Annotated in this window: 24 protein-coding genes; 13 read left to right on the top strand and 11 right to left on the bottom strand. The window is 54.5% G+C overall.

Features of this window, described 5'->3' with window-relative positions:
• Window positions 1-29 precede the first annotated feature (29 nt).
• Genes gspL through gspG form a run of 3 tightly spaced genes read right to left on the bottom strand, consistent with a single transcriptional unit; the run spans window position 30 to window position 2,631 of the window.
• On the bottom strand, window positions 30-1,208 hold the full coding sequence (gene gspL / locus JFT81_RS06915) for a type II secretion system protein GspL (RefSeq protein WP_201226678.1): 1,179 nt from the start codon (window positions 1,206-1,208) through the stop codon (window positions 30-32).
• Window positions 1,205-2,164: a type II secretion system minor pseudopilin GspK gene (gene gspK / locus JFT81_RS06920; RefSeq protein WP_201226679.1), complete on the bottom strand. Its 960-nt coding sequence runs from the start codon at window positions 2,162-2,164 to the stop codon at window positions 1,205-1,207. The genes gspL and gspK overlap by 4 nt, the downstream gene beginning before the upstream one ends.
• An 8-nt stretch (window positions 2,165-2,172) precedes the next feature.
• Entirely contained in the window at window positions 2,173-2,631 is a 459-nt protein-coding gene (gene gspG, locus JFT81_RS06925; protein WP_201226680.1) for a type II secretion system major pseudopilin GspG, read from the bottom strand.
• Window positions 2,632-2,778: 147 nt separating this feature from the next.
• Between gspG and gspI the strand changes: the two genes are divergently transcribed.
• The 3 genes from gspI to JFT81_RS06940 all read left to right on the top strand — a co-directional run bounded on the left by gspI (window position 2,779) and on the right by JFT81_RS06940 (window position 5,585).
• On the top strand, window positions 2,779-3,165 hold the full coding sequence (gene gspI, locus JFT81_RS06930) for a type II secretion system minor pseudopilin GspI (RefSeq protein WP_201226681.1): 387 nt from the start codon (window positions 2,779-2,781) through the stop codon (window positions 3,163-3,165).
• A gap of 743 nt (window positions 3,166-3,908) precedes the next feature.
• Window positions 3,909-5,012, top strand: coding sequence for a hypothetical protein (locus tag JFT81_RS06935; RefSeq protein ID WP_201226682.1), 1,104 nt, complete (start codon window positions 3,909-3,911; stop codon window positions 5,010-5,012).
• Between the two features lie 3 nt (window positions 5,013-5,015).
• The gene (locus JFT81_RS06940; protein WP_201226683.1) at window positions 5,016-5,585 is read left to right on the top strand and encodes a LemA family protein; all 570 of its coding nucleotides are present in this window, start codon (window positions 5,016-5,018) and stop codon (window positions 5,583-5,585) included.
• 309 nt (window positions 5,586-5,894) lie between these two features.
• On the opposite strand, the gene JFT81_RS06945 is transcribed toward JFT81_RS06940, so the two are convergent.
• Window positions 5,895-6,419: a phospholipase D family protein gene (locus JFT81_RS06945; RefSeq protein WP_201226684.1), complete on the bottom strand. Its 525-nt coding sequence runs from the start codon at window positions 6,417-6,419 to the stop codon at window positions 5,895-5,897.
• A 326-nt stretch (window positions 6,420-6,745) separates the two neighbouring features.
• On the opposite strand from JFT81_RS06945, the gene JFT81_RS06950 reads away from it, so the two are divergent.
• Window positions 6,746-7,402: a cupin domain-containing protein gene (locus JFT81_RS06950; protein ID WP_242485581.1), complete on the top strand. Its 657-nt coding sequence runs from the start codon at window positions 6,746-6,748 to the stop codon at window positions 7,400-7,402.
• On the opposite strand, the gene gcvA is transcribed toward JFT81_RS06950, so the two are convergent.
• On the bottom strand, window positions 7,382-8,305 hold the full coding sequence (gene gcvA, locus JFT81_RS06955; RefSeq protein ID WP_201226685.1) for a transcriptional regulator GcvA: 924 nt from the start codon (window positions 8,303-8,305) through the stop codon (window positions 7,382-7,384). The two genes, JFT81_RS06950 and gcvA, sit on opposite strands and share 21 nt — an antisense overlap.
• 166 nt (window positions 8,306-8,471) lie before the next feature.
• On the opposite strand from gcvA, the gene JFT81_RS06960 reads away from it, so the two are divergent.
• From JFT81_RS06960 to JFT81_RS06975, 4 genes are all read left to right on the top strand, one after another.
• Window positions 8,472-9,245 carry an SDR family NAD(P)-dependent oxidoreductase gene (locus JFT81_RS06960; protein ID WP_201226686.1) on the top strand — a complete coding sequence of 258 codons (774 nt, stop codon included), beginning with the start codon at window positions 8,472-8,474 and terminating at the stop codon, window positions 9,243-9,245.
• A 13-nt stretch (window positions 9,246-9,258) separates the two neighbouring features.
• Window positions 9,259-9,600 (top strand): carboxymuconolactone decarboxylase family protein, encoded by a 342-nt coding sequence (locus JFT81_RS06965; protein WP_201205237.1) that lies wholly within the window; start codon window positions 9,259-9,261, stop codon window positions 9,598-9,600.
• A 78-nt stretch (window positions 9,601-9,678) separates the two neighbouring features.
• A complete protein-coding gene (locus tag JFT81_RS06970; protein ID WP_201226687.1) occupies window positions 9,679-10,767 on the top strand; it encodes an FAD-dependent oxidoreductase in 1,089 nt (362 codons plus the stop codon).
• Window positions 10,764-11,141, top strand: a complete 378-nt coding sequence (locus JFT81_RS06975; protein WP_201226688.1) for a hypothetical protein — start codon at window positions 10,764-10,766, stop codon at window positions 11,139-11,141. The genes JFT81_RS06970 and JFT81_RS06975 overlap by 4 nt, the downstream gene beginning before the upstream one ends.
• A gap of 419 nt (window positions 11,142-11,560) precedes the next feature.
• On the opposite strand, the gene JFT81_RS06980 is transcribed toward JFT81_RS06975, so the two are convergent.
• Entirely contained in the window at window positions 11,561-11,920 is a 360-nt protein-coding gene (locus JFT81_RS06980) for a hypothetical protein (RefSeq protein WP_201226689.1), read from the bottom strand.
• A gap of 543 nt (window positions 11,921-12,463) precedes the next feature.
• Between JFT81_RS06980 and JFT81_RS06985 the strand changes: the two genes are divergently transcribed.
• From JFT81_RS06985 to JFT81_RS06995, 3 genes are all read left to right on the top strand, one after another.
• Window positions 12,464-12,946 carry a GNAT family N-acetyltransferase gene (locus JFT81_RS06985; RefSeq protein WP_201226690.1) on the top strand — a complete coding sequence of 161 codons (483 nt, stop codon included), beginning with the start codon at window positions 12,464-12,466 and terminating at the stop codon, window positions 12,944-12,946.
• Window positions 12,947-13,287: 341 nt separating this feature from the next.
• Window positions 13,288-14,631, top strand: a complete 1,344-nt coding sequence (locus JFT81_RS06990; RefSeq protein WP_201226691.1) for a hypothetical protein — start codon at window positions 13,288-13,290, stop codon at window positions 14,629-14,631.
• Window positions 14,632-14,893: 262 nt separating this feature from the next.
• Window positions 14,894-15,283, top strand: coding sequence for a hypothetical protein (locus JFT81_RS06995; protein WP_201226692.1), 390 nt, complete (start codon window positions 14,894-14,896; stop codon window positions 15,281-15,283).
• 160 nt (window positions 15,284-15,443) lie between these two features.
• On the opposite strand, the gene JFT81_RS07000 is transcribed toward JFT81_RS06995, so the two are convergent.
• The 4 genes from JFT81_RS07000 to JFT81_RS07015 all read right to left on the bottom strand — a co-directional run bounded on the left by JFT81_RS07000 (window position 15,444) and on the right by JFT81_RS07015 (window position 21,210).
• Window positions 15,444-15,803 carry a hypothetical protein gene (locus JFT81_RS07000; RefSeq protein WP_103302434.1) on the bottom strand — a complete coding sequence of 120 codons (360 nt, stop codon included), beginning with the start codon at window positions 15,801-15,803 and terminating at the stop codon, window positions 15,444-15,446.
• Window positions 15,804-16,422: 619 nt separating this feature from the next.
• On the bottom strand, window positions 16,423-19,518 hold the full coding sequence (locus JFT81_RS07005; RefSeq protein ID WP_201226693.1) for a DEAD/DEAH box helicase: 3,096 nt from the start codon (window positions 19,516-19,518) through the stop codon (window positions 16,423-16,425).
• Entirely contained in the window at window positions 19,508-20,314 is an 807-nt protein-coding gene (locus tag JFT81_RS07010; RefSeq protein WP_201226694.1) for a virulence associated protein, read from the bottom strand. Before JFT81_RS07010 ends, JFT81_RS07005 begins: the two co-directional genes overlap by 11 nt.
• A 467-nt stretch (window positions 20,315-20,781) precedes the next feature.
• Window positions 20,782-21,210, bottom strand: a complete 429-nt coding sequence (locus JFT81_RS07015) for a type II secretion system protein N (protein ID WP_201226695.1) — start codon at window positions 21,208-21,210, stop codon at window positions 20,782-20,784.
• 120 nt (window positions 21,211-21,330) lie between these two features.
• Between JFT81_RS07015 and gspH the strand changes: the two genes are divergently transcribed.
• Both gspH and JFT81_RS07025 read left to right on the top strand, forming a co-directional pair.
• Entirely contained in the window at window positions 21,331-21,777 is a 447-nt protein-coding gene (gspH, locus tag JFT81_RS07020) for a type II secretion system minor pseudopilin GspH (protein ID WP_201226696.1), read from the top strand.
• Window positions 21,774-22,382: a prepilin-type N-terminal cleavage/methylation domain-containing protein gene (locus JFT81_RS07025; RefSeq protein ID WP_201226697.1), complete on the top strand. Its 609-nt coding sequence runs from the start codon at window positions 21,774-21,776 to the stop codon at window positions 22,380-22,382. The genes gspH and JFT81_RS07025 overlap by 4 nt, the downstream gene beginning before the upstream one ends.
• A gap of 131 nt (window positions 22,383-22,513) precedes the next feature.
• Here JFT81_RS07025 and JFT81_RS07030 read toward each other — a convergent pair whose 3' ends face one another.
• Window positions 22,514-23,575: a hypothetical protein gene (locus JFT81_RS07030; RefSeq protein ID WP_201226698.1), complete on the bottom strand. Its 1,062-nt coding sequence runs from the start codon at window positions 23,573-23,575 to the stop codon at window positions 22,514-22,516.
• Window positions 23,576-23,697 lie beyond the last annotated feature (122 nt).

Consider the following 23,697-nt stretch of genomic DNA (forward strand, 5'->3'; position numbering starts at 1 on the left):
ATTTGGCGCGGTAAACCGCCAGCGAGGCCTTATTCATCTTCTTCTGCTCCGCCGCTGTCATCGCTGTCGCTTGGGCTGGCTTCAGTGGCCGGACGCAAGATCCAGCCCTCGTCGTCGGCGGTGACGCTGATACCGGCCTGCGCCAAGGTGCTTTGCCACTCCTGATCATTACCGCCACGACGGGCGTCGCTGAGCAGACTCAGTTGCAAAGTGCCGTCGACAAATGCCAGCCGCTCGACACTGCCGGCCATCGACGGCATGCCGCTGCCGGCCTGCAACACCAGGCGATTGAAAGTCTGCGCCGGATCATCCGCCGCGCCCTTCTGCCGCGCCGCCAGTTGCTGACGGGCCTGTTGCAACGGGTTGAGAATCACCGGCAACTCGGGGAAGGCCTGTTTGACCCGCAGGTTCATCTGGGATTTCAGTTGCTGACCCTGCCCGGCTTCGCGGGCGGCATACAGGTTCAAACCGATCACCCACACCGCCACGGCCAGCGCCGAAAACCCAATCGCTCGGCCCCAACCACGATGCTCGGTGTTTTGCGTTTGCACCGCTCCATGCAGCCCCCAACCGGGTAACGGCCCAGTCCAGCGCTGCGCATCGGTCATCGGCAGTTCGGCGCCCGGCGGCGGTTGCTCACCGATCCAGTGCAAAGTCACACCCGGTTCCCACACAACACCGTCGAGGCCGTCATCGAACAACGGCTGCACCCGCGCGGCTTGCACGCTGTCGCGCAGCAACAGATGCCCGTCCTGCACGCAAGCGACGGTGCCGGGCAGCACCGGCAAACGGTACGGCGCCGGGTAGAGACCGCGCAGGTTCAGCCCAGCGCTTTTCAGCAACTGACCAAAGCGCAACAACGACTGCCGAGGCGCCCAGGCGATCTGCACCTGCCCGGCCTCGTCCCGCGAACTGTGCGCGATGTGCATCTCGCTGCTGTCGCCGAGCATCAGGGCCTGCGCCGCACATTGCACCGCCGCGACAATCTTGTTGGCGGGCAGCGGCGGCAAATCGAGACTCGCCAACAGGCTGTCAGCTGGGTGCAGAAAACACACCAGCGCCGGCAGTTTCGACTGCTGACTCAACTGACTCAAACTGAGGCGTTCTTCCCGCGTGACCTGGCCCTGACGATCCAGCCAGGCGCAGTGCAATTCACTGTGCAAATCCAGCTCCGCCAAGGGCGGCAACGCCACTTTCAACTGGCTCATACGCCCACCCGCGACCAGATCACTTGCGGCAAGCGGTCCTGACTGCGATGCAACAACGCCTCAAGACTGACCCGGCGCTGATCGCGTCGCGCCTCGCCGCGCAGGCGAAACCAGTCACTGGTGATGCCAACCTTGACGCTGGTCAGCTCCAGTTGCGGCATGCGCAAGCGGTTAACGAAATCGCCACGGTTGATAAACCAGCGCCCGGCATCGCGCTCGGCGATCAGCGTATTGGCACGCTCCAGCGACAGCCCCGGCACATAAGCCGCCAACACCGGCGCGGTGGCGGTATTGCCGTTGAGCCAAGTGGTCGCGGGGATCACCGTCAGGTACGGCGCCAGTTTGCCGATCAGCGCCTCATTAACGCCGTCGACACTGCGCAAATCATCGATGCTGCGCAGCATCGGCAGCGTCGGATTCTGTGGTTTGTGTGAAGCGTTTGGCGACGTCGCGCGGCCACTGTCGAAGCCGCTTTTCGGCGCCTCGGCAATCTGCGCATTCAGCAGTCGCGGGTAGGACGCAATCACCCGCTGACTGATGCGCTGACTCAACCCGGCGCTGACCCCGATCAACTCGCACAAGCGCTGAAACGCCGCCACCTGCGCCTCATCGACCCGCTCGTTGGCCACCAGATTGCGCAGGTTGAACTTGCCCTGCTCGTCTTCCAGTCGGCCTTCAAACCCCTGGACAGTCAGACGCTGCGCCCACGGCTGATCGAGCCGTGTCAACGGATCACGCTGACGTGCGTCCCAGAGCAATTGCCGGCTGATCTCCAGCCCACCCTGCACCACCCAACGCCCCTGCACGCGCTGCTGATCCGCCTCCAGCGCACGGGTCGACACGCTCTGGCGCGTCAACATGCCCGCCGCGATCACCGCCACCACGGCCGCAATCAACAACGCGCTGATAATCGCCATGCCCTCTTGCTTCGCCCCGTCAGGCGAACGGCTGTTCATGGCCGGCCTTACAGCTGCCAGGAACCGATATCGGCGTTCACGCCGTCGCCGTCAGGCTGACCGTCGGCACCGAGGGAAAAGATGTCGATCTCGCCGTTGGCGCCGGGGTTGAGGTACTGATAAGGACGACCCCACGGATCGTTCGGCAAGCGCTCCAGATACGAGCGCCAATTGCTGTTCTTCGCATCCGCCGGCCGCTCCACCAGCACTTTCAGGCCCTGACTCTGATTCGGGTAAGTGCCGTGATCGAGGCGATACAGCTTCAAGGCCTGCATCAACCCACCAATGTCCTGCTTCGCCGCCGTCGCCCGCGCCTGATCCGGCCGGTCGAGCACCTTGGGCACCACCATCGCCGCCAAAATCCCCAGAATCACCACGACCACCATGATCTCAATCAGGGTAAAACCCTCCTGACCACGCGGCTTGCGCAACGATTGATGAAGCGATTTGAAAGGTGCGATATCCATCTCGACATTCCCTGGCTTGATTCGATTCGACGCGCAGTGTTGCAAGAAGATATGTCAGGGATGTTGAAAATCCTCGGGTGTTTTCGTCGTCAAGCCGTCAAGGACGGGGGTTAGCGTCGAGGGCTGGGTTTGGGGTTTGGGCGGTTTATGCGTGCGCGTTCGCGGGAAGAGGGTTTCACGTTGATTGAGGTGCTGGTGGCGCTGGCGATTATTGCCGTGGCGATGTCGGCGGCTGTGCGCGTGGCGGGGTTGATGACGCAGAGTAGCGGGGTTTTGCGGGATCGCTCGGTGGCGCTGATTGCGGCGCAAAGCCGCATGGCCGAGCTGCGGTTGGAAGGTAAATTGCCGATGGGCATGAAAGCGCAAGACTGCGATCAGGGGCGGTTGTTGCTGCGTTGCGAACAGGTAATCGCAGCGGCAGAGAATGGGCGATTGCTGAAGATCGGCATTCAAGTATTCGACCGCAACCAGGATACGCCGCCGTTGGCCAGGCTTGAGACATTGTTGTCTCGAACGGAAAGCCCCTCACCCTAGCCCTCTCCCAAGGGAGAGGGAACCGATTCGGGGATATTCGAAAGCTAGACCGACTTGAAAGCTGATCATTGAATCCAAATTCGCCAAAGCTCAACAAAGCCCTGATCGAAAGCTCTTCACCAAAGCTAAAACCGCTAAGGTCCTTCACCAAGGCCAAAACCGCTAAGGTCGTTCACCAAAACCATAATCGCCAAAATCTTCCAGGTCGATGTACCCCGCAAGACACCTCGGTCAGCCCCCTCTCCCTCCGGGAGAGGGCTGGGGTGAGGGCCGCTTCTGCTCACGCCCCCCAGAATCACCAAAGCCATAATCGCCAAAATCTTTCAGGTCGATGTACCCCGCAAGACACCTCGGTCGGCCCCCTCGCCCCCCGGGAGAGGGCTGGGGTGAGGGCCGCTTCTGCTCACGTCCCCAGAATCACCAAATCCATAATCGCCAAAATCTTCCAGGTCGATGTACCCCGCAAGACAACTCGGTCGGCCCCCTCGCCCCCCGGGAGAGGGCTGGGGTGAGGGTCGCTTCTGCTTCCGAGGTACCAAGAAAGTACACCCGATCAATCACCACGCGATCCCTACATCCGCTCGATCATTTCCAAAGCCTGGCATCCACCAAAAGCAGTGATGGCACAACAATGGTATCGTCCACTCCTTTTCAACATTTCTGACAGTGTATGAACAAAACCAAATCCTCAATCCCGGCCGTTGCTCCCGCATCAGGCATCCCTGAATCAATGGATACCTGACATGGCCAACGCATCGCAGAACGCGAGATTAAACAAGCTGCTGGCTGACAGCGAAGCCAGTCTCGCCACAGCTGAATCCAATGCCGACCTGTTAAAGACGATCCATGAGTTCGTCTCATACAATGGCCCGCTAAAATTCAGTTTCACACGCGCATGGTGGTTTTTCGGCGTTGGCTCGTTATTGATCGCGAGCGCTGTGGCCTTATATGCCTATATGAATACCTACACCGTCGCTGCTTTTTTCTACCAGCGGGAAATTGATCCCACCTTGTTCGGCATGGCCACTGGTTTGCTTGGCGTGTTACTTGTCGGTGGAAGTCTGACATGGATGAAAACCAAATCTGATCGCCTGCCTTCGCTCAGTAGCAGAATGGCGCGACTGTCATCCTACTTCCACAACGGATTGTCCCGCCTGGAAGAAGACCCGCGCTACACCCTCAGTAAGCTGAATGCGCAGTTTGCTGATTACCGACGGGGCAACTACAGCCGCGAGTTGCTGCAGTCGATGCAAGGTGTATTTACCGGTCCACTGCACAACCTCACTTACGAGTACCACCGCCTGCACTACGTCGACAAACGAACAGTCAAAACCACTGTTAACGACGGCAAGGGAGGCACCAAAACAGAGACTCGAACGGTGTATGACCACTACGACCGCTACAGTCTGGTCATCGACTTTCCATGGGTCACCGGCGTATCGGTCAGAACTGATGGACAATCACAAAACGACTATCCGAGCCACATGGACACAGCGTCTCCGGATTTTAATAAAGCGTTCCGTTTAACCGGGCGCAGCGAGATGACCTGTGCGAAGTTCATCAAACCTTCGACGGTGCTGCACTTGCTGAAGGTATTCAACGTACTCAAGGTTCCGAACCTGGAGTTTGCCGACAGTGGAAAGCTCTGCCTCAGCTTCGCTACCAGCGACCTACTCACGTTCGTTAATCAATACTCACTGTCTTCACCCAACGAGTTTTACGCAGAAATTGCTGCAGGTATCAAACTGCCGCGCCTGGTGTCTGCGCTCCAATGGAGCCATGCACTCAGTGAACTGCACGATGACAACTTTGCCTCCTCCCCCCTAACAAGCCGCCAAGAGAAGTAAGCCATGGACACTACACTCACCCTCGCCATTGTTATTGCTTTAGTCATCATCGTAGCGGGCGTCATCATCTACAACGGCATTGTTGGCGGCCACAACCGAGTACAACGTGCCTGGTCGGACGTCCTCGTTTACGAACGCCAGAAGACAAAAGTGCTCGACCAACTGCAAAAAGTGCTCGCAGACTTCATGGTCTTCGAGTCCAGCCTGCTCGAAAAAATCGCCGGCCTGCGCAGCGCGATCCACAGCCTGCCTGCTAAAGCGGACGGCAATGCCCTCGCGACAGTAGAAACAGCTTCTAGAGAGCTGATGGGCGGCTTGCGCGTCACCTTCGAGGCTTACCCTGATCTGAAAGCATCCGAAGCGGCGAACAACATGATGCGTGAGATTACCGAACAGCAAGAAAACGTCGGCGCGGCCATCACCATCTACAACCGCAACGTCGAACTGTTCAACAACTCCATCGAAATGTTCCCAGGCTCCGTCGTCAATGGCCTGTTCAACAAGAAATCGCCGGTAATACCGTTCTCCGATGCCGAAGCGTCGCAAGGCTTCTCCTACACCCCGAATTTCTGATTCGCACAATGCGTCGACCATCAGCCATGAGGGTGATGGTCGACCACCTGCCTCCTCAGCCGAACACAATGTCCGTGCCCAACCTAAGCCCCTGTAGGAGTGAGCCTGCTCGCGAAAGCGCAAGAATGAACACCCGATCAATCACCAAGTGATCCCGACACCCGCCTTACCCCGGCAATTGCAAATTATCCAACGCCCGATTCACCGCCAGCTCTCCCTATAACTGAACACGGCAATCGCTCGAACATCGGCTTCCGCCCGCCCGATGACTGACCAACCAGCCATCCCTGCCAGACATTCATATGCCGATCAGCGTTGCGGATAAGGCACACCCAGCTCCCAACGTGATTGCCAATGCGCGATGTATTGACGCGAAACCTCCGGCATATCTCGAATCACCACCACGTTTTCCGAGTTGGCGGTTTCGGCGGACGGCGCGAAATTGAACGAACCGGTTTCGACCGTATTCCCGTCAACAATGATGGTTTTGTCGTGATGGAGATGGAAATGTTCATTGGTGCGCAGTTCCACGCCGTTCAAAACCACAAGGTCCATCGCCGCCTTACTGGACTTGCCCAGATTTCGCTTTTTATCGACCACTATGCGCACCTCCACCCCACGTTTCTGCGCATCAATCAAAGCCTGCACGATATCGGGAGCCTGGAACGCATAGGCGAGCATTTGAATACTGTGCTGCGCAGACCCGATGGTTTCCAAAACCAGCTTTCGCGCAGAGCCTTCCGGGGAAAAACCGACTTGAACGCTTGGTTCGGCATGGGATGTGGTCGCAATACTCAGCAAGATCGCCAGCGCGGCGCATTGCAATCCAGTCATGTTTGAAGACCTTGAGTTGAACAGGCGGGACGTTTTAGTTGCAGGATGTCAGTCCGTGTGAACGATAACATGGCCATTATTCGCGGCAACGAGGTAGCGCCGTGGACAAGTTTTTCTTTCTCCATCGCGAGGTATATCTGCCTCGTCTCATCACTCGATACACGCCACTCTTGGGGCATCTTCCATCCCCGAAAAGGTCAAGCAACATGCTCAATGGTAAATCTGCGCTGATTACGGGTGGCTCGTCAGGTATTGGCCTCGCCACAGCACGATTGATGCTGGTAGCGGAGATCGTGGTTGATGGCGGTCGAGCGGAGCTTTGAATCTTGCGACTGAATACTGATCTGACACGCCGCACCCTCGTTCATGGCGCATTGCTGCCGTGGGTCGCATCCCCGGCTGCGGGCGTCCAGCGGCGCATGCTTCATCGCGACGGGGAAGAAAAAGCCCAGGCGACCTCATTGGTTCGCTATGCGGCGGGGAGCACCTTCCGCCCGCATAGTCATCCCGGGGGTGAAGAATTTCTGGTGCTTGAAGGGATCTTTCAAGATGAACGCGGCGACTACCCCGCTGGCACCTACGTGCGCAATCCTCCCGGCAGCAGCCACACACCGGCATCAACCACGGGTTGCGTGATTTTTGTAAGGTTGCAGCAATTCGACAAAGATGATGTGCGCGAGTGCGTCGTCTGTCCCGACCAACATCAAACGCACTCTGACACCCGAACGCTCTTCAGTGGCCACGACGAACACGTGACCCTGCATGACTGTCCGGCAGGCACACTGCTGGAACTCTCCAACGAAGCCGGTATCGAGTTATTGATACTGTCCGGCTCTGCGGTTGAAAACGGCGACCTGCTCCAGCCTTTATCCTGGCTACGCCTGCCGCCGGGCATTGCGTTACGTGCAATGATCGGAAATGCCGGCGCTCGTATCTGGATCAAGCGCAGGCGCGCCACAGATTCAGTCGCCGAGCTTTCCTGAAGCTTGCGCAAGCAGCCATTCGCGGAAGGCTTTTATCTTCGCCAGATCCGCCACTTCGGGCCGATGAACGATGTAATAAGCGAACGCCAGCGGACAGCTTGCTTCGCCAAAGGGACGGACCAACCGCCCTGCCTCCAGGTCATCCCGCAGCATGACACTGCGCCCAAGCGCCAGGCCCTGCCCGTCAATCGCCGCCTGCAGCACGGCGGCAGAATTGTTGATGCGCAGCCCATGCTCGGCATTGATAGCGGAATGTCCCGAGGCGTCGAGCCATGTCCGCCACGTCGGATAATCGGGATCGGCAACCATCGACAAGTCGTGGATCAACGTCGCTTCGGCGAGTTTGCTGGCTGACAGTCGCCCCTGTTCAAGCAACGGATAAGTCGGCGCACAGACCGGGTACATCTCTTCGTCCATCAGCTTGATCGCCGTCAGCCCCGGCCAACGTCCGGTGCCATAACGCACGCCGATGTCCACGCCTTCGGCAACAAAATCCACAGGCCTGAGATTGGTGTCCAACAGGACATCGATCCGAGGGTGCGCCAACTGAAAACGTTCGATGCGGGGCAACAGCCATTTGGCAGCAAACGCCGGGCTCACTGCCACCGTCAATCCGCTGCTGAGCGAACCTTCCTTCAACCGCGCCAACCCCATGCGCAGGTAGTCGAATCCCTCCCGGATATCGGGCAATGCCTCCCGAGCAACGTCGGTCGGAACCAGCCGCGCAGAACCGCTGGAGGCCCGATTGAACAACGCGACCCCCAGCCATGACTCCAGCGTACGCACCTGCTGCCCCACTGCTGCCGACGTCACGTGCAGCTCAGTGGCAGCAGCCGAGAAACTTTGATGCCGGGCGGCTGCTTCAAATGCCCGGAGAGCGTTGAGATACATCGGCGTATTCATGGGTTAAAGATTTTCTTTAATGGATGAAAAAGAATTCTGGTTTGTGCGGCACCTGTCCGAAGCGAAGAATAGCAGCCAAGGCCAACGCTCATAAGGGCAACCGATAGACAGCCCCAATGAATGGCACAAACGCTCCTATCTTACTCAGCCACAGGACATCCTCAACATGAAAAGATTTTCTTCCAAAGTCGCTATCGTCACCGGTGGTGGTTCAGGTATCGGTAAAGAAGTCGCACAGCGCCTGGTTGCCGAAGGCGCGAGTGTGGTGATCACCGGTCGCGATGCAGCCAAACTCGACAAAGCCGCAGCCCAGATCGACCCTACCGGCAAGCACGTACGCATCCTGGCTGCGGACATTGCCAAACCCGCCTCTGCCAAAGCGCTGGTGGCGCTTGCGACTGCCGAGTTCGGCGGAGTGGACATTCTGATCAACAACGCAGGCGTGTTTAATCCGAAACCGTTCCTGGAGTTGGACGAGGATGAATACGACGGTTTCATCGATATCATCCTCAAAGGCAAGTTCTTCATGGCCCAGGCAGCGGCCAAGGCGATGCAACTGCGTGGCGGCGGCGTCATCGTGCAAACCGGTTCCCTGTGGGCACTGCAAGCCATCGGCGCCACCCCTTCTGCGGCCTATTCGGCGGCCAATGCGGGCGTGCATGCACTGACCCGAAACCTGGCCATTGAACTGGCCTCCTCCAACATTCGCATCAACACCGTTGCGCCAGCCGTGGTTGAAACGCCGGTGTACAACACCTTCATGGACAGCGAACAGGTCAAGGCCGTACTGCCGACTTTCAACGCATTCCATCCGCTGGGGCGCAATGGCCAGCCAGCCGATGTCGCAGAAGCGATTCTGTTTTTGGCGTCCGAGCAAGCGTCCTGGATCACCGGTACCGTCCTGCCTGTCGACGGCGGCGTAACTGCCGGCCGCATTTGAGGAGCGCATCATGATGCTGGACTGGAATGACTATCGCGAAAATCTGCTGAACCGCGTCGGCGATCTTGCCAAGCTATCACCGGATACCGTTCGAGGCCTTCAAGTAATGGACGGCGCAGGTGCAAAAACCGGGCATCTGGACGCCAAGACGCATGAGTTGATCGCGTTGGCCGTAGCCATCACTACACGCTGCGATGGCTGCATCGCCGTCCACACCAAAGCAGCGGCCAGGCACGGCGCTACCCGTGAAGAAATTGCCGAAGCACTGGGCGTGGCCATCGCACTCAATGCCGGCGCAGCGGTGACCTATTCAGCTCGGGTTCTCGACGCCTATGCAGCGCTCGAAAACAACTGATCATTAATCCCGAAGCCCCCCGCACTCCCCAAAAACACTCCGGGCGTGCGGGTTTAGGCATGTCCCCGGAGCATGACCATGAACAACCTGAGGGTAGCGATTATCGGAGGCGGCTTGAGCGGACTATACACGGCCCGTTTGCTGACGCAGATGAACGTCGCTTTCGTATTATTCGAAGCCCGCGAGCGGCTGGGCGGACGCATCCTCTCGACGCCCGGCAACGGCCCCGCCCATGACCTCGGTCCTGCGTGGTGGTGGCCTGATTTTCAGCCTCGCATGGCGGCACTCATATCGGCGCTGGGACTTACCGTTTTCCTCCAGTACAGCGATGGCGCAACATTGCTGGAAAAGTCCCCGCATGAAACGGCCAAGCGTGTCCGCGGGTACGCATCAGGCAATCCCTCGATGCGCATCCAGGGCGGCGTCTCGCAACTGACACAAGCCCTCGCCGCACACATTGCCCCTGAGCGAGTCGTCTTGAATGCCCGAATCAGCGGCATGCGATTGTCAGACTCCGGCATCACGCTACACACAGACGCTGGGCAAGGTGTGAGCGAGCAATCCTTCACTCACGTCATCAGCGCTGTGCCGTTACGCCTGCTTGCACAAGACATCCACTTCGAACCCCGGCTGTCACCAGCGATTATCCAACGCTGGTCCGGGACACCGACATGGATGGCTCCCCATGCCAAGTACGTCGCCCTTTACGACCGCCCTTTCTGGCGCGACGAGGGGCTCAGCGGAACGGCGCAAAGTCATGTCGGACCGATGGTCGAAATCCATGACGCCTCCGATGCCAGTGGGAGCGCCGCACTGTTTGGATTTGTCGGTATCCCGGCAACAGAACGCCTGGCAATGGTCGAGGCCGCGCTGCTGGAGCAATGCCGCCTTCAGCTGGTTCGCCTCTTCGGCGGACAAGCTGCCACACCTGTTGCGCACTACATCAAAGACTGGGCCGCCGACCGACTGACCGCCTCCCCTGCTGATCTCGAAACCAGACAGCACCACCTCGCCACGGGTTACAGCAGGCCAGATCAGGATGCCTGGTCCAAGCGGTTACTGGTGTCAGGGACCGAGGCATCCATTGAGCACAACGGCTACATGGAAGGTGCACTCGATGCCGCCGAATCAGCGGTAGAGCGGCTGCGGATGTTGGTTGAGCAATGAACCTGTCGCGCTACCTATTCCCGGAAAAGATCATCAGCCGCACCAGCCAACTACCCTTCAAAGTCGCAATGTATCTGCATGCTCTCTGTCGGGTTGCGATGAATCTTGAAGCCGCACTGCATCAGCGCAGCCTTGACCTCGTTGAGAACGCTGAGATGTTCAGCCGCCCTGGTGTGTTGAAGGCTCGGCGATGTAAATACGCCCAACGGCAAAAATCGCAGTCTCCTGCCATTCAGAATGATGGAAACATCGACATGAGAGCCATCCACGTCATGCCCATTGGAGCCGAATATATCGCTCACTTCGTCTTTTCGGCCAGGGTAGCAAGCGCAAAACAACCGGATGCCCAGCCACCTCGACAAGAACCTGAATAACCCCAGCTGACTGCTTTTATTTTCATATCCCCGAACGAGCAGTAGTTGAACCGACGGGGGAAGCTTGGACTGCGCTTCAATCAATTTATGGAAGACATTTTGTTCAATGAGTACTTCAGAGGATGGCCAGCGAGGCTTGACCTTCAAGCCCTGATTCTCTCCCTTGAGAAGGGTCAACATAGCGTTCGCGCTCTACTTTCAACTATCTGATTTCTCAAAATTTAGCATGAGCAAGCATCCCTGCGCTTACAGACAAAAGTCCAGGCTGTCGGGCCGCCATCGCGGCCAAGCCAACTCCCCCAAGTTTCAGCGCCGGACACAAAATCCGTAACCAACCCAAAACCCCGTGGGAGCGAGCCTGCTCGCGAAGGCGCCAGAACAGACACCCAATCAATCACCAGATGTACCCGACACCCACATCAATCCGCCAATTGCAGATTATCCAGCGCCCGATTCACCGCCAGTTCCCCAAGCATGATCAACTGCGCAATCCCCAACAACGCCCGCCGCTGCGACGCCGGCAACAGACTGGCGACGTTCTGCGCAATGGTTTGCGCCGAAGCGAGCGTTTCGCTGGCATCGATCAGCAGTTCTTCATTTTTGTTGTCCGCAGTCACGGCGTACATCCCGCGGATTTTACGTGGGGGCGGCGTGGAACCGGGTGGACAGAGGTAATGGTCGAGCGCGCGGTCGGCGGCTTCGTGGAGTTTTTTTGAGTCGAGGGATTCGTAGGGGGAAACCGAGTCGGTTTCGGGCGGGTTGGGTGTTGGTTTGATCATGGTGAAGCTCCTTGATGACTGGAGCCGCCACCGTTCGCGGTCAAACAAACAGGGTGGCAGCTGTACGCGGGTTGACCGACCGGACATCAAGGAATCCGGCACACCCGAAGGTGTCCCACGCACAGCCACCGCGACATGATTTCAGACAATGCCTGAACACGTGCAGAACGCTGGCGCGCCTTGATATTGGGCGGACGGTCAAATCCGATCACTGATTCGTCAGCGACCGCACCACAATAGAACCCACCCCCAAAGCGCACAAGCCGGCGGATTCTGGCGTAGCTGTAGGCAAAGGCGCAAGGATGTGTAGCCTGGGAGAGTGTTTGGAGATGTCTTTTTAAACGTTGGTGTTTATCGGAATCCTCATTGCGTCTCGGATCCCACGACAGAGCCGTCCCTTGCCACAACAGACGCAAGCTTCAGGCGAACGCATCCCCCTGAAGCTGATATGGAGCCATCGCCTCCATTACACCGAGGCAATAGTGGTTATGCGAATTCTGTTCTTTGCATAATGACTGACCGGCCATGTTTAGGGTGCTTGTTATGCCAGCCTCCGCTGATCAAAACTCCGCTGTCGTTTTATGCGCAGCTTCCAATAACGACCTGGAAGAACTGGTAGCCATCAGGATTGAGGCAATGCGCGAAAGCCTTGAACGGCTTGGACGATTTAACCCGGATCGTGCGCGCGAACGATTTCTTGGTGGGTTCGACGTTAACAGCACACGCCGCATAGAAGTATCAGGTGATCTGGTCGGTTTTGTCGTAATCAAAGACCATCACAGCGAGCTACTGCTTGACCACTTGTATGTGATACCCAGTGCGCAAGGAGCAGGAATCGGCTCTGAAGTGCTTACTCGGATTTTCAGAGAGGCTGATGAGATCGGGCGTCCCATCAAGGTGGGTGCTCTGAAGGAAAGCGCTTCCAATCGTTTTTACACTCGCCATGGCTTCGTGTTCGTCGAAAGCGGTGAATTCGATAATTATTATGTCCGGGCTAGCGGTAATGCCGTTAATTTGGGCGACTAGGCAGATCTTGATACGGTGCCACGTCAGAGGTTGTACCGTTAGATGGGCATCTGCATTCAAAAGGGACGGATCTACTTTTCAAAAATAAATCCGTCCCCTTTTCCTCCTGTAGGAACTGCCGAAGGCTCAGGCAACGGAAACAACGTATGTGTCATCGCCATCGCTGCCAGCCCAGCTCCCAAAGGTTTTCAGCGCCGGACACGACATTCCTGACCAACACAAAACCCTGTGGGAGCGGGCTTTGCGACACCTTGCCAAGTACAGTGTCACTCGAGTGCAGATCTAGCGATAATGCCGTCATCACGTCTTACATCCCGCCCATACTTCAGGATCCATTCACCGTGAAGCTGCCCACTGCCCTAGCAAGCTACTTCGATGCCCTCAACGAGGAACGGCTTCAGATAAGTCTGCGTCGGTTGGAAGGCGACTTCAGCTGCGAAGGCGGAACATCTGACCTGATCACAGATTGTTTCCTAGACAACGACGCAACCCTATTCGAGAAAGCTATACCTTGGTTGCAGGAGGCCGTAAAAGAAGCAGCTTTCATGGACAGCATCCTGCGCTCAGAGCGCAAGAGGCTAGGAGAAGAATTGGAGCGGCTTCATATCCACCCAATCTATAACTGCAGAGAAATAGAGATCAGGAAGCGAGAACTCGATGATATGTGCCTCGAGAGTCTTCAAGAGCGAGCCCTGCGTTCTTACGACGATTTTTGCTCTACCTTAGTGGCCGCAAAGGACTTTACTACTCGCCAGTGCAAGAAAAACTTCTTCCTCACCAGCGTGCTGCGCATCCTGTATGAAGCGCACTGTACAGAGGAGCGCGAGCGACGCAGATACATGCGAGAGCCGCAAAGATCTACGCAACTCTACCAGTACTACAAGGCCGCGGATGTCGACTTGCTTGAGACCGACGCACAATATAGCAAGTACCACTTGTACTCAGCCACCGAGAATACAGAACTACTAATAGGAATACCCAATAGGATTTTCGACCCGCAACGACCGCTACAACTGTTTATCGAAAATACCCCAGAACATGTGCTCTGGCTGTTCGAGCGCTTGCGCAATGAGGGACTAATCAAAGATCTCGCACTGCTGGCCAGCAACGATGTGTTGATTGAAACGGACAAGCACATATTTGTCACGTTGGGCTATGAGATCGTCACTGTACCGCTAACGATGCACAATTTGCCCCGACAACCGGACGGGGCGGTGCTACGAACAGTACTCCGCAAAAGCAGTTCGCCGAACGATAGAACTGCCGTATCGCCCTCGGTTTCGTTTTTTTACGGGCCGGATAGTGAGGATAAGATTTGGTGTTCGATTACCGCGGACAGCATGACCTTTGAGGAAATTGCCCACGTCCCGGAGCTGCTTGAGGACTGCGCAGTGACTCGGATGATTCACTTGGAATATTTCATCGACGGAGGTCGGCTATTCGTTTCGCACATCGACCACGAATTCATTTTTTACACACACGAGGAGTTTGACCTGCGCGCCGACGATTTCAGTCAGAAAGGCAACGCTCGTAAACGTTTGAAGACTTTCAAGATCGATCGCTCCGCCATCCCCTTTATACTGGACGACGGCACTTTCTTCGTTCATACGCTCATTGATGCTTGTTTCGAAAGGCCGTACCTGCTCATGGACTTCTTACTCGACATGCTCGATCAGCGCAAATGATCTACGCGGCTGTCGGTATTCATCCATGACACGCCCCCATGCCCCCATCAATGCTAGCTTTCTCCCAGCAGCAAAATAGGGACGGATTTATCTTCCAGAAAATAGATCTATCCCCAATTTTTCTGGGTGCGATGCCGATCGCAGCAACAAAGTGGGCGGCGCTTCCCGAAGGTCCAGGCAAGAAGAATCACTATCCTCCGCAACCTTATGCCGAGTATTCGGACTTTTTATCGACCTACAAATCTGCGGGAGGAACTGTCCAATGAAGGTTTCAATCCTCGTACTCATCGCACTTTATTGCACGGGTATCAGCACAGCGTTTGCCGATGGCTCACAGGCACCATACGACAAGCGCGAGCCAGCAGGCATCGTCTTCGGTGAGCGTTTGGTTGCGGCCAAGTCGAAGCTCCTCAAGCAAGGATGGAAGCCGACGCAGATGCATACCAACGACGGCTATGAATACAGCGGCGTGGAGAAGGAACTGGCTGCACACAAGTTCTTCGAACTGGATACCTGCTCGTTTGATAGCTCGCGCTGCATCTTGTACTACGCGAAGAAAGGAACTTGCCTACGCGTCGATACGATAGGTGAGCAATTCAATGACATGTGGCTTACGCGATGGACCCACGAATGTCCCGATTCGCCTCAATAACCAAATGAAAACCGCGCAGGACAGTAACCGACCCGCTCCCACAGGTTTCAGCGCCGAACACGATACCCGTGACCACCACAAAACCCTGTAGGAGTGAGCCTGCTCGCGAAGGCGCCAGAAAGAACACCCGATCAATCATCGAGTAATCCCGACACCCACATCAATCCGCCAATTGCAGATTATCCAGCGCCCGATTCACCGCCAGCTCCCCAAGCATTATCAACTGCGCAATCCCCAACAACGCCCGACGCTGCGCCGCCGGCAACAGGCTGGCGCAGTCCTGCGCAATGGTTTTGGCCGAAGCGAGTGTTTCACTGGCATCGATCAGCAATTCTTCGTTTTTGTTGTCCGCAGTCACGGCATACATCCCGCGGATTCTACGTGGGGGCGGCGTAGACCCGGGCGGACAGAGGTAATGGTCGAGGGCGCGGTCGGCGGCTTCGTGGAGTTTTTTTGAGTCGAGGGATTCGTAGGGGGAAACCGAGTCGGTTTCGGGCGGATTGGGTGTTGGTTTGATCATGGTGAAGCTCCATTTTTATACCTGGTGGAACCACCAACACCCGTCGCTAAACAAGTAAGGGTGGCAGCTGTGCGCGGGTTAGCGAACCGAGAGGTATAAGACCCGGCAGACCCGAAGGTCTCCCACGCACAGCCACCATATCGTCGTCGCAAACGTCTGCGACAAACTGGAGCGTCGTTGTACTTATACCTGGTCGGGTCGCTAAACCCGGTCGCTGGGTTGCCAGCGACACGTAGACGATATAGACCAGGTACAAAGCGTACAAGCCGGCGGATTCTGGCGTAGCTGTAGGCAAAGGCGCAAGCGTGTGTAGCCTGAGAGAGTGACTGGAGATGTCTTTTTAAACGTTAGTGTTTATCGCCCCTCCACTACCTCACCCTAAATATATCTTTCCCTATGCGTATGTCCTTCTTCTATTCCAATAGTTTCGAGGAACGTACATCTAACGAAGCGGCTTCCATTGCGCGAACCGTTACGATGATAGCTCCTCGTGCCCGAACAATATCCAAAAGCAGGTATCCGCGAAAGCTGGATATCCACTGGCAGTAAATCCAAGCCCAAATCGGAAATCCTGCACTCCCATGAGACATTTATAAAAAACATCGACCACCAAACTAAATTAGCGCGAAAAATAAGAGGGGAATCGCGCAAGCACCGAAATTATCAAAGGTTGATACTCATTGATCGATTCCTGGGTCAAGCCCATAGGACTAACTTTAGAAATCTCAGTCGCAATCATTTTAACCACTTCCCGATCAGGATAATTTCCAGCATACAATCCGATTTCAATATCAGAACCCAGTCCGTATTTAAGACGACTCTGCAACCCGCGAAGGAGGATGACACAGTCGTCCAACATTCCTTTCACCTCAAGTATGTCTGCAACACCACCAACATAAAGCATCGCTTCGTAACCCAGAAACTTATCGCAAAACTCAATAATATTATCAATGGTCACCGCACGCTTTTGCTTACCCGCTTGGTAGTGGCCTTTCGATAATTTAACATACTCAAGCAACGCGTTATAGCTTTGCCCATTGATCCATCTAGATGCAATACCTAATGACAGAGCTTCAGGCATAATTTTGTGACCTATTGAACCTTGTGACAGTTGCATAACAAGAGTCCAAACCACCCGCAACGCATCTTCACAAGATTCCGAAAGACCAAGATCAAATTGATTATTATTTAACCACTCCTCTACAACCAACAACTGATCGATGCCTAACAACGAACGCCCGTAGCCTTTATAAAACTTCACATCCAAAGCTTTCATTTTGTCGAAAATATGGACAAACAATGCTATCAGACTATTTTGTTCATCTTCTGTCGCAAGGCTATATGCCAAGGTCTCTTTAGCTAACCCCTCAATATCAGCTACATCAGCATCCTGGTCATCACCGACATATGCAATAATATAGCTCTCCAACGCACGAAGCCGATCTATCCGTGAGTTCATTTCGAATATCAACGAATCAAAATCCCTTTTCCTATACTTGTCTTTTTCAACTGCCCGGAGATCAATCGCACGCTGTAGCCAAGAATGAGCGTTGGAAAGAAAATCCAAAACATCAATAGTTGAGCCAGGATTAGAAAATTTCTCTACCAAACCTTTTAGACTACTCAAACAGTCTAGAGCACTATCAAAATTCAAAAGCTCTTTAACCTGTCGCCATTTTTTGAACCCTGCGGTCGACCTACGATTATCAAAAATTTGTGGATCAGTAAATATTACATTCCCTTCTGTGTAATACCCAGATCGACCGGCACGCCCCATCAGATTTTGAAAGTCTCGAGTAGATATCGCATTACCAGCCTGAAAAGTACTCGTAATAAGAAGATATCGAATCGGCAAATTTACGCCCTGTGCTAGCGTAGACGTACAAACCACTAGCGAAGCTTTTCCATTCGACAGTGCCCACTCCACAGATGAACGTAGTCCTGCAGGGATATTTGAGCTATGCGGCATTACACCTATCTTAATCGCCTTTGCGTATTCACAACCCCCCATATGCAAAGACGCCAAATAATATAATTTCGCTACTTCTTCAGGGTCACCTGCTGACGCGGGCAATGGTAAGTCCACCCCCTTCTCAAAAATACTCACCAAGTCCTTACAAACAGATCTTACGACAACCTTAGTCCCACAAAAAATAGCAGCACCCCCCAACTCGCAAAGCTTCACTGCCAAGTAGGATGCGACCTCCCGACTATTTAGCCTATCGGGATAACTCCTGACCTTCCCCTTATTCTCTCTAATCTCAATAGGTTGTAATAGGCCGGGAACAAAATATTGATTACTGTCTAGCATCCCCTGATCGAAAAACTGAATACCGCCACCGCCTGGAGTACCCGACCAAGTAGCGAAGCCAATTGCTCTGACTGTCGGAAGAACTTTCGCCCCTTGGATTTCTATTCCTGCTTCAAAGTTAAGCCAGTCACCTATTGACTTAGCATTTGCCATTACTGCTGATATCATAACCTTTTGCGTCTCCGGACTCACTGCATCTCGAAGATAGGATATGAGTAACTCGTATGTAACTCCACGCTTGCCAGTGTCAAATTGGTGACCTTCATCAAACAGCAATAGGTCTATGCTTGCTGCCAACTCATCTTCATGCCGCAAAAGATAGGCCAATTTCTCTGGCGTTGTTATAAGCACACTTCCCTTGGATCGCTCTCTATACGCATCACCAAGTAGAAATTTAAAAAATTCCGAATCTGCCTCGGTAATTTGATTCAGGTCTGGAAGATCATTAATCAGAACGTCATCTGAAGCAAATGCAACTCTGAATGAATCCGATATCTCGGCACACAGAGCTCGAAATGGAGCAACCAAAATTATCAGTTTTGCTCTACCGGATAGTAAAGCACTTCGAACTATTAGTTCCATTGCTCTACTTTTTCCAGCGCTTGTAGGCATCTGCACGACAGCAGACACTCCTTTTAATACACCCTCTTCTCCCATCAAACGTTGAGCCGGCCATAGCTCCTTCATAAAACTAGATCTAGCTAAGATTGATCTCCACGCTTCCAAATCAAGCTCGGTATATAACGGCAGACAAATACGAGATGAATTCCTCATTTTCACCTGTACTACAGCACAAATTACGTCTATAAAAAGCAAGTCTCTGTCTGACCCAGCGCTGTACACCATTTCCCGCAGCTTAAGGGCGCTAGTGTTGACCTCAATATCCGATACTCCCCCCTCATAAAACGAATTTAAATTGTTCACCAGCCTAGTAGCACCTTCCGAAAAATAACCACCTGGCTGACGGTACCAACTATGTTGATGATCAGATTTCAGAACCCAAATCAACACCCCCTCCAGACGGTGAGTGCTCAGTTCGTAATCATATGGGATTTCTTTAGCTAACACGGAAGAGCTTCCTGGCATGTCAGCTAGGTAATATGCAGAAGCACCAAGCATTCTTAAGTACACGCCAGACTTATCAAGAAGACCCGATCCATCAAGTGAATCAAAATACTGTGCAACATCTACAAGCTGTTCTTTAAGACCAGCCAACTCCTTGAAATCTTCATTCTTCAGCGTTAGTGCAGCTAGTTGCCCTAATATGCCAATCGTCAAAATTATGAGCGCGAAAGGATCATCAGCCAATGGAGGATGAATATCCTCAGACACCTTCAACTCTTTCAGCTTCGCCGTCGCTTTAGACAGACCTAGCAATCTTTTAGATCGAGCCTCAAGCTTCATTCGCACCTCGCTCGTAAAGTGCATCAATCAGAGGTATCAAACTATCTCCGCGTATCACGAGCATTTCAACATTACCTTTATAAGGATGTGCGTTTGCCGTTGTCAAAGCGAGTTTCGTCAAATTAAAAGAGGATGTACTTACAACCGCGGCAGCGCCGTACCCCTTATCATATGGATGATCTGAATAATTTTGAAATCTAGCAATTGTTGATAATCCTTGAGCATCTCTCTTATCACCCAATCTTTGCCGCATCGCGTTTAATGTTTCAGCCAAACGGATATCATCCTTAGCTGAATCATCCACCGCCTTTTGTAGCACCTTAGCTCTACCTTTTTCCGATGCGAGCGCCTTAATTTCATAAATTAGTAAATGATCACTGGCACTTGGCGAGGAGTTATTCCACTTAAAGCCCACTACATCTGAACCCTTCGCCGATTCGTTCGCTATAATTTTTCTATCCCATCGTGTTCTAGGAACATCGTAGCCACGCAGGTACTGCATGTAATCCGCAACTAATATTTCAGCAAAATCCCCGGACCTAATACTAGGTCCTGGCTTTTTCGTTTTGGAGGGAAACTTTATCCCCATTAAATAATTGTAACTGGTAACATGAGATGGCTTGATATACTTTAAATCATCATCACTACAGTAATGGCGCCTAAAGTGCCCAGCCCAAGCCGACATTGTTAATTGGTCGGCTATATCGTGTCGAAGTTCAAAGATTGGAACGGTTCGACCACAGGCGGAACTGAATTGACCAGTATTCTTCAACCATCCAATGTGAATAAGACTCACGCTTCAGCTCCCTAAGATAACGTGCCATTCGAACGCGCACTGGCCACATGCCTCCTTTATTAGCCGAGTTTCGTCTTTTTATCCAGGTTCTTAATCTTTTATCACTTTGCAGATCTTTCCTGAGCCTACCCACTACCGGTGATACGCGCACGGAATCCCCTGACTGACGCGTGAGGACGATCGGGAACGTGAGCCATGGCCGACATGGCGTACATTGAGAATGTGATTCTTAACGTTCTGAACAAGAGGTTCAGGCATCCATGGGAAGCATGCTAAAGAATGCTGCTCCAGCAGAGGGCAAGGGAATCAGAGGCCGCTAACTATGAGTCATCCCTGTGAATTGCTGGCTCGAATATCCGATTTTATTGAAAGCAGACGCAAATACTCTGCTCCGGGCTTGCGGCTTTTTTTGGAACAGCACTTGAACCGTAATCATCTGAACGGCAAAAGCAACCGACCTCCTGTAATCACGGCCTCACCAACCTCGGCATCTCAACCCCCCCACCAACCTCTCCACCCCCAACCGCACCCTCTCCCCCCTGCTCAATCACCACCCCATCCCTCTCCACCGCTACCAACTTCACCCCAGGCCCCACCCTCTCCCCCTGCAAAAAACTCCTCGGCGGCCCATCGTTCAGGCTCAATATCGCCACCGCCCCCCGACTCCCCGCCATCACCCCGCTCACCTTGATATCCATCGGCGCTGTTTGATTGGAAAACCACTGCAACGCTGGGCTATCACTGCGCGCCGCCAGCAATTGCGGGGGCGCTGCCGGGGTGTGTGATTCGGCGGAGGTCAGCAGCAGCGACGACCACGTCGCCACGCCGACCAGCGCTGCGAGCAGTGCGAGTGCCTGGACCATTTGGGGTGGGGAAACGCGTGCGGTGAAGGTCATGGGTTGAATCTCCTTTTTATCCCTGCTGTCAGCCTACGCGGCAATTCTCTCCGTTTTATTTCACACGCCTTACATGTTGGCCGTGCAGGATGTTGCTCTACGCAAAGGAGCGCGCTAGCGATGAACAGGCAACAGGGTTTTACGCTGATCGAGTTGATGGTGGTGCTGGTGATCATTGGCATCGCCAGTGCGGCGATCAGCTTGAGTATCAAGCCCGATCCGTTGCAGTTATTGCGCAAGGATGCGGAGCGCGTGGCGCAGTTGCTGCAGGTGGCGCAGGCGGAGGCGCGCGCGGATGGCCGGCCGATTGTGTGGGTGAGTGATGCCAAGGGGTTTCGATTTAGTCGGCGCAGTGACAGTGGCAAGGGGTTTGATCATTTCGCGCAGGATCCGCAGTTGCGGCCGCGTGCCTGGCAGAGTCCGAAGATGGAGGTGCGGGTGGAGCCGAAACAGAGGGTGGTGCTGAACGCTGAGTGGATCAATCCGCCGCTGCAATTGACGTTGTCGGATGGCTTGAATCGGTTGAGTGTGCTGCGCGATGGCACGGGCCGGATCAGTCTGCAATGAAGCGCCAGCAAGGGTTTACGTTGATTGAGGTGATGGTCGCGATTTTGTTGATGGCGGTGGTGAGTTTGATTGCCTGGCGGGGGTTGGACAGTGTGACGCGGGCGGACAGTCATTTGCAGGCGAGTAGTGAGCAGAGTGACAGTTTGTTGCGGGCGTTGAATCAGTTGCAGCGGGATGTGGATATGCGGGCGGGGATTGAGTTGACCGAGCCGAAGAAGGTGGGGGTGGATGATGAGCCGCCTACTGCCCCGCCCGCGATTACTGTGCGTAGTAGCGACAGTCAGGGGTTTCGGCTGGAGATCATTCGTACGGCGGCGGATCAACCGGGGGCTTTGCAGCGGGTGCGTTGGTGGGTCAAGGGCGACACTTTGTACCGCGCGGTGGCTGAGGCGCGGAGTCGGTATCCGTTGCCGGCGCCTGGGAATGGGGTTGCTGTTTTGCAGGATGTGAGTGATGTGCAGGTTCGGGTTTGGGAGGTGGATAAAGGGTGGCGGCAGTTGAGTGGTAATCGGCGGGAGGATCCGTTGGGGTTGGAGATATACCTGACCCGCCAAACACCCCAAGGGCCTGAGAAATACCGTCAAGTGATTGGTCCACTGCAATAAACCAGCATCACAGCACAAGTCCAAGGGCGCGGTCTTGGATTCCTCACGCCCTTCGTCTTGGAAATGTCATTACGTTGACGGGCCGATGCAGACCGCGCTGGCCTTCATGGACTGATCGGCGTCGTAGGCGATTACAGGATGCCGCTCAGCACTTCTTCCAAGCTTTCACCATCTGAGTTCTCAAAAAGACCGCCCTCACCAAACAAAACCTGAATGTTGGCCTGTTTGAAGAAATCCGCTTCTGCAAAATCGGATGCTGTGCTCGCAGGCAGCACCAGGATGAGCTTGGTATCAACATCTCCGAAACGATGCCGGTAGTAGGCAAGCTGGCCAAATCCAGCGTAGAGCTGTGCTGACATGGCGCTGCTGGTTTTGACCTCAAAAATCACCTTGGCCTTTTCTGTGGCTCTGCTGACTAGCGCCAAATCGACACGGTGCTTGCCAACCTTGAGCTCGGAATTTCCCTTAACGAGTTCATCCAGCTTGCGATGGAGGGCATTACAGAGCGGGCCGTGTAGATACTGGTATTCGCATTTGTCCTGCCCAGGTACATAAGACTTGCTGCCCTCAAATTCTTCCCGCTCCCGCCACTTAGCGCCCGATTCGTCTTCGTCGTCGGGGGCCGGATCTGAGTTCTCGGCATCATCTCCAAGCTCCGCCTTTCTTTGCTCCTTGAGCCGCTTCACCTTGAATAGGAACTCGGCAATGTCATTCGCGATACTCGGGGAGTTTGTTGAGGACACAGCGATTACGTCTGCGTTCCGACCGTCGTCTGCTACCTCCATCAACCAATCCTGAAAGTGCTCGAGCGCATCTCTGCGGGGCACCCGGCCACGAAATGCCGTGAAGGTACCGCGATGACCAATTAGAGTTTCGCCGTCAGGACCAGCTATCAAAACCCCTGAAACCTTGCGGTTGAGGCCGTCAGGAATGTTGATCTCAGCGTCGGGAGAGAGTATCCCGCCCTCAAAACCCAGCTTGAACAGGTGTGCTTGTCTCCCATCCCAAGGCGGAGGAATAGCGAACAGCATTTCCCCAAGATCGGTTTCCAATGCATAGGTAAGGCAGGGTGCTCTATCTCCACTCGGAAATGCCCACACCTCTTCCCCGCGGGGCTCTGCCTGATCGATCAGAACCTTTTGAAAAGATCGAATGCCTCTACGAAGCCGAGCGTTCCCTGTAATTACCTGCACCAATCTCTCCCTTCGTTCACCTAGGAGGCCACCGGATCTTCGAAAGAATCAATGGCCCAAATTTCGCGATGCTAGCACTTTGACACGCCTCTATGTTACCTGCTGCTGCACAACCCAGAAGC

Source organism: Pseudomonas sp. TH43 (genome assembly GCF_016650635.1).
Taxonomy (GTDB): domain Bacteria; phylum Pseudomonadota; class Gammaproteobacteria; order Pseudomonadales; family Pseudomonadaceae; genus Aquipseudomonas.